12 protein-coding genes and 1 tRNA gene are annotated in these 13,392 nt (G+C 63.9%); 7 read left to right on the top strand and 6 right to left on the bottom strand.

All coding sequences use genetic code 11. The features are described from left to right. The first annotated feature begins 29 nt into the window (after nucleotides 1–29). On the top strand, nucleotides 30–923 hold the full coding sequence (locus ACO056_RS04215) for an MBL fold metallo-hydrolase (RefSeq protein WP_421852280.1): 894 nt from the start codon (nucleotides 30–32) through the stop codon (nucleotides 921–923). On the opposite strand, the gene lptG is transcribed toward ACO056_RS04215, so the two are convergent. The 5 genes from lptG to ACO056_RS04240 form a co-directional block, all read right to left on the bottom strand. Then, nucleotides 907–2,007 (bottom strand): LPS export ABC transporter permease LptG, encoded by a 1,101-nt coding sequence (gene lptG, locus ACO056_RS04220; RefSeq protein WP_421852283.1) that lies wholly within the window; start codon nucleotides 2,005–2,007, stop codon nucleotides 907–909. The genes ACO056_RS04215 and lptG overlap by 17 nt on opposite strands. Next, nucleotides 1,997–3,229, bottom strand: coding sequence for an LPS export ABC transporter permease LptF (gene lptF, locus ACO056_RS04225; protein WP_421852286.1), 1,233 nt, complete (start codon nucleotides 3,227–3,229; stop codon nucleotides 1,997–1,999). The genes lptG and lptF overlap by 11 nt, the downstream gene beginning before the upstream one ends. Nucleotides 3,230–3,362: 133 nt before the next feature. Then, on the bottom strand, nucleotides 3,363–3,791 hold the full coding sequence (gene clpS / locus ACO056_RS04230) for an ATP-dependent Clp protease adapter ClpS (RefSeq protein ID WP_421852289.1): 429 nt from the start codon (nucleotides 3,789–3,791) through the stop codon (nucleotides 3,363–3,365). A gap of 186 nt (nucleotides 3,792–3,977) precedes the next feature. Beyond that, nucleotides 3,978–4,778, bottom strand: coding sequence for a phasin family protein (locus ACO056_RS04235; protein WP_421852291.1), 801 nt, complete (start codon nucleotides 4,776–4,778; stop codon nucleotides 3,978–3,980). A 182-nt stretch (nucleotides 4,779–4,960) separates the two neighbouring features. Further along, on the bottom strand, nucleotides 4,961–6,859 hold the full coding sequence (locus tag ACO056_RS04240; RefSeq protein WP_421852294.1) for a PHA/PHB synthase family protein: 1,899 nt from the start codon (nucleotides 6,857–6,859) through the stop codon (nucleotides 4,961–4,963). Between the two features lie 149 nt (nucleotides 6,860–7,008). Between ACO056_RS04240 and ACO056_RS04245 the strand changes: the two genes are divergently transcribed. The 6 genes from ACO056_RS04245 (at nucleotide 7,009) to ACO056_RS04270 (ending at nucleotide 12,839) form a co-directional block, all read left to right on the top strand. Then, on the top strand, nucleotides 7,009–8,208 hold the full coding sequence (locus ACO056_RS04245) for an LL-diaminopimelate aminotransferase (RefSeq protein WP_421852297.1): 1,200 nt from the start codon (nucleotides 7,009–7,011) through the stop codon (nucleotides 8,206–8,208). Between the two features lie 29 nt (nucleotides 8,209–8,237). After that, nucleotides 8,238–9,038: a crotonase/enoyl-CoA hydratase family protein gene (locus ACO056_RS04250; protein ID WP_421852300.1), complete on the top strand. Its 801-nt coding sequence runs from the start codon at nucleotides 8,238–8,240 to the stop codon at nucleotides 9,036–9,038. An 87-nt stretch (nucleotides 9,039–9,125) separates the two neighbouring features. Beyond that, nucleotides 9,126–9,199: transfer RNA gene (locus tag ACO056_RS04255), tRNA-Cys, on the top strand. Nucleotides 9,200–9,547: 348 nt separating this feature from the next. Then, a complete protein-coding gene (locus ACO056_RS04260; protein WP_421852303.1) occupies nucleotides 9,548–11,542 on the top strand; it encodes a pilus assembly protein in 1,995 nt (664 codons plus the stop codon). After that, the gene (locus tag ACO056_RS04265) at nucleotides 11,542–12,162 is read left to right on the top strand and encodes a TadE/TadG family type IV pilus assembly protein (RefSeq protein WP_421852306.1); all 621 of its coding nucleotides are present in this window, start codon (nucleotides 11,542–11,544) and stop codon (nucleotides 12,160–12,162) included. Before ACO056_RS04260 ends, ACO056_RS04265 begins: the two co-directional genes overlap by 1 nt. Further along, complete coding sequence (locus ACO056_RS04270; protein WP_421852309.1) at nucleotides 12,153–12,839, top strand: TadE/TadG family type IV pilus assembly protein; 687 nt, start codon at nucleotides 12,153–12,155, stop codon at nucleotides 12,837–12,839. The genes ACO056_RS04265 and ACO056_RS04270 overlap by 10 nt, the downstream gene beginning before the upstream one ends. Here the strand turns inward: ACO056_RS04270 and ACO056_RS04275 are convergent. Beyond that, nucleotides 12,836–13,351 (bottom strand): hypothetical protein, encoded by a 516-nt coding sequence (locus tag ACO056_RS04275; protein ID WP_421852312.1) that lies wholly within the window; start codon nucleotides 13,349–13,351, stop codon nucleotides 12,836–12,838. The two genes, ACO056_RS04270 and ACO056_RS04275, sit on opposite strands and share 4 nt — an antisense overlap. Between the last annotated feature and the right edge of the window lie 41 nt (nucleotides 13,352–13,392).

Genomic DNA, 13,392 nt, shown 5'->3' on the forward strand with positions numbered 1-13,392 from the left:
TATATAGCAGTCTCGAAAGGACCTCTGCCATGCTTGCCCAGCCCGAAATTCTCGCCTTCTTCGACGAGCCTACCAACACGGTGACCTATCTCGTGGCCGACCCCGCAACCGGCGCTGCAGCAGTGATCGATTCGGTGCTCGATTTCGATCAGGCCGCGGCGCGTATCGGTTCCGTATCGGTCGAGGCGGTGCTGGCTGCGGCTTCAGCGCGCGGCTGGCGCATCGAGATGGTGCTGGAAACCCATGCCCATGCCGATCATCTGAGCGGGGCGAAGCTGATCGCCGCGCGGACCGGGGCCTGGATCGGCATCGGCGTCCATATCACCGAGGTTCAGGCCACGTTCGCGCCAATGTTCGGAGCGGAGGACCTGCTGCCCGAGGCCGGTGATTTCGACCGATTGCTGCATGATGGCGAGGTGGTCCCGCTCGGCAACCTTGCCTTCACTGTCATGCATACACCGGGGCATACCGCTGCTTGCATCAGCTTCCGTATCGCCGACGCGGTCTTCGTTGGCGATACGCTGTTCATGCCGGACTACGGCACCGCGCGGTGCGATTTTCCCGGCGGCGATGCCCATGCGCTCTACCGGTCGATCCGCCGCCTGCTCGCACTGCCGGACGAGACGCGGCTGTTCCTGTGCCACGATTACAAGGGCCCGGGGCGAACCGAATTTGCGTGGGAAACCACGGTTGGCGAGCAGCGCCGGGCCAATGTGCAGGCGCACGATGGCATTGATGAAGCGGCCTTCGTGGCGCTGCGGCAGGCCCGCGATGCCACGCTCGCGCCGCCGCGCCTGCTCCTGCCCTCGATTCAGGTGAACATCCGCGCGGGGCGTTTCCCGCCTGCCGATGCGGCAGGGGTTCGCGCGCTGCGTCTGCCGCTGCGGGCAAGCGATGCGGGGGCTGCTACTCTTCTGTCCTGACCAGCACCGTCTCGCCGATCAGGAGAAACAGGAAGAACGGCGCCCAAGCCGCGAGCAGCGGCGGGTATCCGCCGAAATTGCCCATGGCGAGCGCGGCGTTGTCGACCACGAAGTAGGCAAAGCCCAGCGCCATGCCGATCACCGCACGCACGAACAGCATGCCCGAGCGCGCCAGACCGAACGCGGCGACCGCGCCGAGCAGCGGCATGAGCAGCGCTGAAAGCGGGCCGGAGAGCTTGTGCCACCATTTGCCCTCAAGCTCGCTGGTGCGGTAGCCCGCGTTGCGAATTGCGTCGATCGAGCCTGAGAGCTGCGAGATGGATTCCCCGTCGGCATCGGCCTTGCGGATCACCACTTGCGCCGGATCGACGCTCTTGGCGAAGATCTGGCCGGCGGAGTAGGTGAGGCGGCGTGCGCTCTGCACATCGAAGCCGCCGGGCTTGCTGAAGTGCCAGCCGGGCCGGGCGTAAGTCGCCTCGGGCGAACGCACGATCTCGGTCACCATGCCGGCGGGATCGCGGCGATACCAGCTGACATCGCTCATGCGGGTCTGATTGCCCTGACCCGTGACCGATCGCGCGTACAGCAGGTTGCCGCCGTCCTGCAGCCACACGTTGGTCTTGACCGCACTGTCTCGCGGGATGGCTTTGTATTCGACTGCCTGCCAGGCCTTGAGCGTCGCGGAAGAGCGCACGACCACGCGCTCGTTGAAGCCGAGCGTCACCAGCGAAGTCAGCCCGGCGACAAGGAACAGCGGCGCCAGCACCTGATGCGCGGAAAGCCCGGCAGCCTTGAGCGCGATGACCTCGCTGTTCTGGTTGAGTGTCATCAGCGTGATGATCGTCGCCAGCAGCACCGAATAGGGCAGGAAGCGGCTGATCAGCTGGGGCACGCGCAGGCCCACATATGTCAGCAGCTCACCCTGGCCATTGCCCGGCGCGGCCAGGATGCGGCCGCTTTCGCTGAGCAGATCGAGCATCTGCAGCACGAGCACGAGCATCAGCAGAACGGCGATGATCCGCACTGCAAACATTCGGCCGATGTAGAGCGTGATCGTGCGCGAAGGGAAGAAATCAAGCTGCATCGACCGCTCCGGAAACCTCGACAGGGCGCGGTTGGCGCGCGGCGAACAGCTTCATCACCGAGCGCGAAACCTTGGTAAAGCCGGTTTCCAGCGCGCCGATCGGCTGGCCGCCGGGCACATAGGCAAGCCGCCAGTACATCGCCACGATCAGCGCGGAGAACAGCACGAACGGCCCCCACAGCGCGAGCGTTGGATCGACCCGGCCAAGGCTGGCGACGTCCTGCCCGTATTCGTTGACCTTGTGATAGGCGACCACCATCACGATCGAGACGAACACGCCAAGCGCCGAGCTCGAACGCTTGGGCGGCACCGCAAGAGCAACCGCCAGCAGCGGCAGCAGGAACATCATCGCCACTTCGACGAGGCGGTAGTTGAGACTGGCGATGCTCTGGTAACGCGCGGCCTGGCTCGAATCCTTGCTCCAGCCGATGCGCAGCAATTCGGGCAGGAAATATTCGCGGTCGCGCTCGCCTCGGCTGCGGAATTGTTCGATCTTGGGCAGGTCGATCGGCAAATCGTGTGTCGCGAACGTGAGTACGCGCGGCGAATTGATGCCCGGGCCATCCTGCACGATCTGGCCTTCGGAAAGGCGCAGAATCACCGTGTCGGGATTTTCCTTGTTGGCGAAGAATTGGCCCTCGCGCGCGGAAATCACGAGGACCTGTCCATCCTTGGCGGCGATCCGGGCGAAGATCCCGCGGAGGTCCCGCCCTTCATCACGGCTGGAATCGACGCGCAGGGCGGTGCGGTCCTGCAGCGTGTTGAACTCGCCCACCTTGATCGAAGCACCAAGCGCGCCCGAGCGCAGGTCGAACTGGAGCTGCTCGTAATAGTAGCGCGAGAGCGGCTGGAGATAGCCGACGATCACCAGATTGAGCGCGGCGAGCACCATGGTGAAGAGGTAGGGCACCCGCAGCAGCCGCGTGTAGGAAAGCCCGACCGCGCGCATCACATCGAGTTCGGATGAGGTGGCGAGCCGCCGGAAAGCAAGCAGGATGCCAAGCATCAGCCCCAGCGGAATCGCGAGGCTGGCATATTCAGGCAGGAGATTCGCCAGCATCTTGAACACGATGCTGACCGGCCCGCCCTCGGTCGCCACGAAGTCAAACAGCTTGAGCATCTTGTCGAGCACGAGCAGCGACGCCGCGATCACGAAAACCGCGCACATCGGCACAAACACGAGCCGGGCGATGTATCGGTCAGTGGCGGTGAGAAGTGGCAAAGGCTGGGCGGCTCGCTGGACCGGATGGACGGTGTGAACAGGCCGGGGGTTAGCCCGGTTCAGGGCGGGGCGGAAGGTGAAAATGCCGGGCGAGACGGGCGTCTGCCGACTGAGGCGCTCGCTCAGGCGCGAATCACGCCTTCTCGAGCGTGCATTGCAGCGGATGCTGGTTCTGACGGGCGAAATCCATGACCTGATTCACCTTGGTCTCGGCGATCTCGTAAGGGAAAATCCCGCAGACGCCGACACCCTTCTGGTGGACATGGAGCATGACCCGCGTCGCCTGCTCGAGATCCATGTTGAAGAAGCGCTTGAGCACCATCACGACGAATTCCATCGGCGTATAATCGTCGTTGAGCATCAGCACCTTGAACATGCTGGGCTTCTTGGGCCGGGTCCGTGTCTTGGTGGCAATGCCGACCTGATCGTCGCTACCGCCGCCACCGCCGCCGGGGCCCTTGGGTTCGTCATCATCGGCCGCGCGCACGGGGCTATGAACCGCGAATGCGGTCGACAAGGCGGCAGGGCCCTTTGGGGCGCCGAGGTTGGCTTTCATGCTCATGGCGTGGTCATAATATCGCATCGCAGGCCCGTGCGTACAAGAGGCGGGTGAACACTTGGCCTGAAAGTCCAGTTGGGGAGGCGCATTTTCAGGAGCGAAACGGAAACGGGCCGGACAGGGTATCCCGTCCGGCCCGCTTCTATTTCAGAGCCCGCCCGCGCCTCAGCGCCGGCGAACCACGCCGTTTCAGGCGGCGTGCTTGATCTTTTCGACCGCAAGGCTGACGCGGTTCGAGATCGGCTGGAACGCTTCGCTGGCGAGCTTGAGCATCGCTTCGCTGTTCTTCGAGGTCGCGGCAACCGCGGCGTCGAACTGCTTGCGCAGCATGGCGTTCTGCTTTTCGAAGAATTCGGCCGGCGACTTCACCGAGGCGAGTTCCTTCATTTCGGCCTGCATCGTCTCGACCACAGTCTTGGTCTCGACGGCGTAGCTCTTGGTCATTTCCTGGAGACCCGAGGCGAGGATCTTGGTCGATTCAACGACTGCCTCGACGTTGCCCTTGGTGAAGGTGCCCATGTCGCCCAGCGCGGCCTGGCTCTTTTCGAGAGCGGCCTTCGCCTTCTCGGCAGCTTCCTTCATCGCGGTCTGGATGGTCTCGGTCATTTCGGTGGGAATGGCGTTCATGATGCTGAAGTCCTTCTGCTTGGCGGCCGCGCTCTTCACGGAGACGGCCTGTTTCTGGTTGGTCTTGACGAGTGGTGTGCTGGTCTTCGCGGCAGGCTTGGGTGCGGGCTTGGCAGCCTTTACTTTCACCTTCCGAACCGGCTTTGCAGCCGGAGCCACCGGTGCTTCCGCAGCCTTTGCGGGAGCAGGCACGGCCACCTTGCGGGGACGGCCTGGCTTGCCCTTGGGCTTGGTGGCGGCAGCCGGGACGGCTTCCGCTTCAAGCCCTGCCGGCTGCGCGAGCGGCTCGGCCGCGGCGATTTCAGCCTCGGCGCTCGGCACAGCGATTGCTGCGCTTGCGATATCCTTGACGTCGTCTTCCATGACCTGACTGCTCCTGCGCCGGACACGCCCCATCAACAAAACCCAAGAGTTTGGATCAGCAGCGGACCGTGTTGCAGTGCACAAAATAGGCACGGCGTCCCGTCAGGTCAAGTCCTATTGTGCACTGCACCATTTCACGGATTGTCCCGTTTGGCGGGCGCTTTGCCCGCCTGCGGGATGCCTTAGCGGGTCTTCACGTAGCGCCCGGGCGCATCTTCGATCACCTTGTCGCTGCGTCCGCCCGGCACGCGCTTGCCCTTGGCGGGGACGGTGCCGGAGTCGGAGGCGCGGATCCACTCGATCCAGTCGGGCCACCAGCTGCCCTTCGTCTCGCGCGCGCCGGCGACGAATTCGGCGAGGGTCGTCGGTGCACCGTCATTGCGCCAATACTGGTATTTGCCCGCATCGGGCGGATTGACCACGCCGGCGATATGGCCTGATCCCGCAAGCAGAAAGCGTGACGGGCCCGAGAGCAGCCGGGTCAGCTTCCACACGCTTTCCGGCGGCGCGATGTGATCCTCGCGCCCGGCCTGGATATAGCAGGGTGTCGCGATCAGCCTGAGGTCGATCGGCGTGCCATCAATCTCCAGCGAATCGGGCATGACCAGCCGGTTGTCGCGATAGAGGTCCTCCAGATAGGACTTGTGCCATTTGGCCGGCAGATTGGTGGTGTCGCCATTCCAGTGCAGCAGGTCGAAGGCCGGGTAGTCCTCGCCCAGCAGATAATTGCTGACGACGTAGTTCCAGATGAGGTCGGTCCCGCGCAGCAGGTTGAACGTGGCGGCCATGTAGCGCCCGTCGAGGTAGCCGTCGGTGGACAGGCTCTCGAGCATCTTGATCTGCTTGTCGTCGATGAACGACTTGAGATCGCCTGCCTTTTCGAAATCGACTTGCGCAGTGAAGAACGTGGCCGAGCGCACCTTGTCCGCCTCGCCGCGCCGCGCCATCAGGGCGAGCGTTGCCGCCAGCGTCGTGCCGGCGACACAGTAGCCGATCACATGCGTCTGCGGCACGCCAAGCCGTTCGCGCACCACGTCGATCGCCTCGACTTGCGCCCTCACGTAGTCGTCCCACACGATATCGGCCATCGAGGCATCGGCCGATTTCCACGAAACCACGAACACCGTGAGCCCCTGCTCCACTGCCCAGCGGATGAAGCTCTTCTTGGGGTTGAGATCGAGGATGTAGAAACGGTTGATCCACGGCGGGAAGATCAGCAGCGGCACGGCAAGCACTTCGTCGGTTGCCGGGCTGTACTGGATCAGCTGGTAGAGCGGGGTTTCGTGGACCACCTTGCCCGGCGTGATCGCGATGTTGCGGCCCAGCTCGAAGGCTTCGGGATCGGTGTGGGTCAGCTGCCCCTTGCGGATGTCCGCCAGCAAGTGCTCGGCGCCCTTCACGAGGTTCTCGCCGTGGGTCTCAAGCGTGCGTTCGATCACGATCGGGTTGGTCATCGGGAAATTGGCGGGGCTCAGCGCATCGATGACCAGCTTGGTGAAGAATTGCACCTGATGCTGGCGCTCCGGCGGGAGGCCTTTGACGTCGGACGCCATCGCCGCGAGCTTCTCGGCGAGCAGCAGGTAAGTCTGGTGGAGCAGGGCAAACCAGGGCTGGTCGGCCCAGCGCGGATCGGCAAAGCGCCGGTCCTTGCGCGGCAAAGGCGCTGCCTCTTCCTTGCTCGCCGCCGGCCCGATGCCATAGCGGCCAAGTACCTTGGTCCACAGCTCCAGCCCGTCTTCCCAGAGCTTGGCCTGCGTCTCTGTCTGGGAAAGCGGCAGCGCCGCGTACCAGTCGCTGAACAAAGACGTCCAGCGTGCCGGATCGGCCATGCGCGCCATCGCCGGCTCGACTTGCCCGGCCTGCTCGGCCCCGAAGTCGAGCCACATCTTCTGCAGCTTCGCGGCCGACATCGCCCAATGCTGCATCGCTGCCGGATCGGGGGCCAGATTTGGTACGGGGGTCGAGGCGGTGGGCAGGAACGGCGCGAACAAGGCCTGCACCGCCTCACCCTGCTGGCGCATCAGATCCTCGATGACCGCCGTATCGTTGGGGCCTGCGGGGGGCGTTGTGGCTTCGGCCATGGTTGTCAGTGTCCCTGTTGCGCTAGGCGCGCCTTATAGCGCCGATTGCGGTGCTTGTGATCCCTTCCGGTTCCCACGGGCCGACGATTGTCGTAAGGGGCCTGATGGCGCGGCGCTTTTGCTGCGTCAAAGGAGTGCGAGAAACCACCGTGACCGAAGAATTCTACCGCATGAAGCGCCTGCCGCCCTATGTCATCGCCGAAGTGAACGCGATGCGGGCCGCCGCACGCGCCCGCGGGCAGGACATCATCGATCTCGGCATGGGCAATCCCGATCTCCCGCCGCCCGCGCATGTCATCGAAAAGCTGTGCGAAGTGGCGATGAAACCCGACGCGCATGGCTATTCCGCGTCGAAGGGCATTCCCGGCGTGCGCAAGGCGCAGGCCAACTATTACGCCCGCCGCTTCAATGTGGAGCTTGATCCCGAGAACGAGGTCGTGATGACCATGGGATCGAAGGAAGGCCTCGCCAGCCTCGCCACCGCGATCACCGCGCCGGGCGATGTCGTGCTCGCGCCCAACCCCAGCTACCCGATCCACACCTTCGGCTTCATCATCGCCGGGGCGACGATTCGTTCGGTGCCGACCACGCCCGACGAACGCTACTGGGAAGCGCTGGACCGCGCGATGCGCTACAGCGTGCCGCGTCCGTCGGTCATTATCGTCAACTACCCCTCGAACCCGACGGCCGAGACGGTCGACCTCGCCTTCTACGAGCGCCTTGTCGCCTGGGCGCGCGAGAACAAGGTCTGGGTGCTGTCCGATCTCGCCTATTCCGAGCTTTATTTCGACGGCAACCCGACGCGCTCGATCCTCGAAGTGCCGGGTGCGAAGGATGTCGCGGTCGAGTTCACCTCGATGTCGAAGACTTTCTCGATGGCCGGCTGGCGCGTTGGTTTCGCGGTGGGCAACAAGCAGCTCATCGCCGCGCTGACCCGCGTGAAGTCCTACCTCGATTACGGCGCGTTCACACCGATCCAGGCCGCGACCTGCGCCGCGCTTAACGGGCCGCAGGACATCGTCGAGTCCAACCGCCTGCTCTACCAGAAGCGCCGCGACGTGATGGTCGAGGCGTTCGGCCGCGCCGGGTGGGAAATCCCGAGCCCGCGCGCCTCGATGTTCGCCTGGGCACCGCTGCCGCCGGCGCTGCGCGAGATGGGCAGCCTCGAGTTCTCGAAGCAGCTTCTCACCCATGCCGAAGTCGCGGTCGCGCCGGGCGTCGGCTACGGCGAGGATGGCGAGGGCTATGTGCGCATCGCGATGGTCGAGAACGAGCAGCGCCTGCGCCAGGCCGCGCGCAACATCCGCCGCTACCTCAGCAGCATGGGTGTCAACGCCAGCGCCGCCTGAACATAAGAGACCGGGAGCAGGATCAAGCCATGAAGTTCCACGATCGCGTCAGCATAACCATCGAAGATCACGTCGCTCATGTCCTGCTCGATCGGGCGGACAAGATGAACGCGCTCGATGATGCGATGTTTGAGGGGATCATCGCGGCCGGGAGCCACCTGCACACTGCCAAGGGCGTGCGCTGCGTGGTCCTCTCCGGCGCGGGACGTTCCTTCTGCGCCGGGCTCGATCTTTCCAGCATGGGCAACACCGATCGCTGGGGAAGCGGCGGCAACCTGACCGATCGCACCCACGGCAATGCCAATCGCGCGCAATATGCTGCGATGGTCTGGCGGGGCCTGCCGATGCCGGTGATCGCAGCCGTGCACGGCGTCTGCTTCGGCGGCGGCCTGCAAGTAGCAAGCGGCGCGGATATCCGCATCGCGCACCCCGAAGCGCGTCTGGCCGTCATGGAAGTGAAGTGGGGCCTCGTGCCCGACATGGGCGGCTACGCACTGTGGCGCGGCAATGTGCGCGACGACGTGCTGCGCGAGCTGACCTATACGCACCGCGAATTCAACGGCGCCGAAGCCGCAGCCTTCGGTTTTGCCACTCACGTCGATGCCGATCCGCTTGGCCGCGCCATGGCGCTGGCAAAGGAGATTGCGGGCAAGAGCCCCACTGCCGTGCGCGGAGCCAAGCTGCTGACGGGCCGCACCGCACATATGGACGAGGACCAGATACTCATGGCAGAAAGCGTGGCCCAGCACGAACTCATGTATTCACGCAACCAGATCGAGGCGGTGAAGGCCGGGATGGAGAAGCGCGCCGCCGATTTCGTCGATCCCTGAGCCGGAAGGCGGGGCGCTTTCAAAGAATCCCGTTGCGGGCGCCGCAGCGCTCGGCTAACCGCGCCGTTCCACGCTGATGCGCATCGGGGCCCGATGGCGGAGTGGTTACGCACCGGACTGCAAATCCGTTTACGCCGGTTCGATTCCGGCTCGGGCCTCCAATCACATTTCACATCAAAGCCGCGCGTTGATCGCGCAGTGACGCGTACTTTGCGCGGTGGCCCGGCATAGGGGCCTGCGTCCGGACCATGCTCGCTCGCAACACAGAGCTGCGCATGAGCCCGGAGCTACCACTCCATTTACCATTGATCCTGCGGCGCTTGGGCTTCTTGCGTAATGCCCCCGAGACAATTTTTTCCGCAAATTTACGATTTGGAAGGCGATTTGCCCGCAAGGACGGAGCTTGGGTCAGTCTCGTGCCCGCAATCCGTCCTTGGCAAAGGGGGTTGCGGCGTTTCGGGGAGGACTGCGGGCCAGACCCGGTCCGTCTGTAGGAGGAATGTCGCCACATGCCGCGTCGGTCGAAAGCAAGGGAAGGCCAGCTGCGCGCTTCGATGCGATCACTGTTCGGCAGCCTGCTGCGCGATACGGCGGGCAATACGCTCGGCATCGTGCTCGCCACGATCATTCTCCTCGTCAGCCTCGTGGGCAGCGGCACCGATATGGCGCGCGCCTACATGACCAAGACGAGCCTGCAAAACGCCTGCGACGCGGGCGTGCTGGCCGGGCGCAAGGCCATGGCAACGTCCGGCACTTACGGGACGTCGGAGACGGCGAAGGCGAACAAGATGTTCAATTTCGACTTCAATCCGAACGCTACCAATGCGAATACCGTCACGTTCACCACCGTTTCGAGCGGCACTGGCGCGGTCAGCGGGACGGCGTCGACTGTCATGCCCACGGTGATCATGGGCATCTTCGGCTTCAAGAACATCACGCTCACCGTGGCGTGCAGCGCCGAGCTGCAGATGGCGAGCGCCGACGTGATGTTCGTACTCGATACAACCGGCTCGATGGCTGACACTCCATCCAACGGCTACTCCAACAGCGGCCCCGATTCGAAGATCGTGGGTCTGCGGACGGCCATCCTCAACTTCTACACCACCGTCGCCAATGCCGTGGTCGACAAGACCAACACGCGCATCCGCTTCGGTTTCGTGCCGTTCACGGCAACCGTCAATCTCGGCGGCATCGTCGCTGCGGGGCAGATACCCACCAGCTACTTCGCCGATACCCAATCGTTCCAGACCGCGCTCGCGAACTTCAACACCCCGGTTTATGTCGGCACGGCAGTCTGGCCGGCCGCCGCCACCACCGAGACGTACGGTTCGAACATCACGCAATCGCAGTGCACCAGCTACGGCACGAACAGTTATCCGACGAACGGTGGCAACCCCGTCAGTGGTGGCGGCCCGGCTCCGGCGTCAACGACAAGCACCACTTATTCTTCTGGCTCGTGGACCAAGGTTTCCGGCAGCGGCTCAGGCGCTCTTGGCACCTGCGTGCGCAACAAGTCGGTGACGACGACGACTTATGTCACCCGCTATCAGTTCACCAACTGGATCTTCAAGGCCGCGACGCTCGACGTCACCGGGTTCAAGGGGCTCGGCAACTCGACGGTCGTGACCAATATCGCCTCGAACGCGACGGTGCCCACTGCCGGGACTTATGACATGATCGCTCTCGCCGCCTTGAAGGGAACGACCGGCGTAACCGGCCTCACCACGGCTACGGCGAACTGGGATGGTTGCATCGAGGAACGCCAGACCGTCCAGAACCTCGCCATGAACCCGGTGCCCAGCGGCGCGACCGATCTCGACATCGACACGGTGCCGTACAACGATGCGACACGGTGGAAGCTCAATCTCAATGACGTGGAATGGTATCGTGGCAGCACGAACGTCGCCACGCGCACCGAGACCAGCCTGCAGAGCGACACCACCCGGGTCGGCTCGCAGTGCCCGCCCAAGGCCATGCTGTTCACCGAGGTCGACACGACGAACCCGTCCGTGCCGCCAACCTGGCTGACCAACTACGTCAACACGCTTGTCGCGTCCGGCAGCACCTATCACGATATCGGCATGATCTGGGGCGCCCGTCTCGGCAGCCCGACCGGCATCTTCCAGTCGAACGTGAACGTGGATCCGGTCAAGTATCCCTCGGTCAGCCGCCACATCATCTTCATGACCGACGGTCTGATGGCGCCGACCACCACGGCCTACAGCGCCTACGGACAGGAGCTCTATGACAACCGCGTGGCGCCTTCCGGCACCTCGAGCTCGACCTTGGTAAGCTACCACAACAACCGCTTCCTTGCGGCTTGCACCAAGGCCAAGAACCTTGGCTACACCGTCTGGGTGATCGGCTTTGGTACCTCGCTGACGACGCAGATGACCACCTGCGCCACGGCCGGGCGCGCCTATCAGGCGAACGATACGACCACGCTGAACAACACCTTCAAGTACATCGCCGGCCAGGTCGCCGACTTGCGGATCAACAAGTGATGGCTCATCGCTCTCTCTCACTCACCTTGCGCCGGATGTGCCGGAGTGCGCTGCTGCGCGACAGTCACGCGGTCAGCGCGGTCGAGTTCGGCCTGACCGCGCCGATCCTGTTCCTCGTGGTGTTCGGCTCGCTGCAGGTTGCGCAAGGCTACTACGTTCGCACCGTGCTGACCGGTTCGATCAATGCCGCCGCGCGCAAATCGACGCTGCAAACCGGGCAGACCAATTCGACCACGCTCGATACGCTCGTGGCGACCTCGATCAAGTATGTCATGCCCACCGCCAGCATCACGTTCACGCGCAAGAATTATGCTGACTTCACCTCTGTCGGCACGCCCGAGGATTTCACCGATACCAACAAGAACGGGAAATACGATTCCACCGAATGCTTTGTCGACATGAACGGCAACGGCGTGTGGGATGCCGATATGGGCAAATCCGGCCTTGGCGGCGCGAACGATATCGTCGTCTACACGGTCTCCGTTTCCTACAAGCAGTGGTTCGGCTTCGCGAAGATGTTCGGTCTGCCCGAATACCAGACCATCCCGCAGACGACGATCCTCAAGAACCAGCCCTTTGCGACGCAGGCCACCCGCACGGGGACTTCGATATGTCCATGATCATCCCGCACAGCACCAAGGATCGCCGCGCGAAGAAGCCGCTGCGGCGTTTCCTGGGGCGCCTAGCGCGCAGCACGAGCGCGGTGAGCGCCGTCGAACTGGGCCTCGCCATGCCGTTCCTCATGGGCTTGTCGCTGACCGGGATCGAGGTCGTGAACCTCGCGCTGATCCATGTGCGGCTCAACCAGCTTGCCATTACCGTTGCGGACAATGCCAGCCGCGCCAAGCAGACTCAGGTCAATGGTGCGCCGCAGTTTCGCGAATACGACATGAATCAGGTGTTCCGCGCGGCCGCCCTGCAGGGCGAGGACCTGCAGATCCCGACCCGCGGCCGGGTGATTGTCTCGAGCCTGCAGGTCAACAGCCAGGGCGGGCAGTGGATCGCGTGGCAGCGCTGCTGGGGGCTCAACAGCTGGACTTCACGCTATGGTCCGCAGGGGACCGGAGCCACGGGCACTTCGTTCGCCGGCATGGGCTATACCACCACGAAAATGACCGCAGATGCCGGAACCGCGATCATGTTCGTCGAGATCGCCTACAACTACAAACCGTTCTTCCTCGGCAGCATTCTGCCATCGAAGGTGATCCGCAAGGAAGCCGCGCTCTATGTGCGCGATGATCGCGATCTGACCCAGATCTACAATCCTTCCCCCGCACAGCCCGTCGCCAGCTGCTAGGCCGCCGCTGGCTTGGCTGCAGGAGCGGGCACGAACCGGCTGATCACCCAGGCGACAAGGCCGAACCACACCGCACCCAGCGCGACTGCCACGATCACCTGGCGGAAGTTCTCGCCAGCCTGAATCACCGGCGCATTGAGCACGGTGATGAACAGCATCGTGCTCTGATTGCAGAACAGCGCGGCACGCCCGGCCACGACCAGAAACAGCGCAACAACCATCAGCAGCAGCGCCAGCACGATCAGCTGCACGCTGCCCATCGCGGCACCCGTCTGCAGCATGAAGCTGAGGCTGGCGCCCGTAAGCGCGCCGATCAGCGCGCCCGGCAGTGCCTTCAGTGACAGTTCGTGGAGCGCTGACCATGCCCACAGTAGCAGGAACCCCGCATAGAGCGGCGTGACATGAAGCCACGCGCCAAGCGCGACGAACCCGGCAACCACCACGACCACGCCCAGCGTGATGATTGCGGCTTGCCCCAAGGGCACCTGTGGCGGGGCGGCTGGTGTGGACATGATATGGCTCTCCCATGGCGTCCGGTGCGGTTCTCCGCCCG

Source organism: Novosphingobium sp., assembly GCF_965228995.1.
In the GTDB taxonomy this organism is placed as follows: Bacteria; Pseudomonadota; Alphaproteobacteria; order Sphingomonadales; family Sphingomonadaceae; genus Novosphingobium.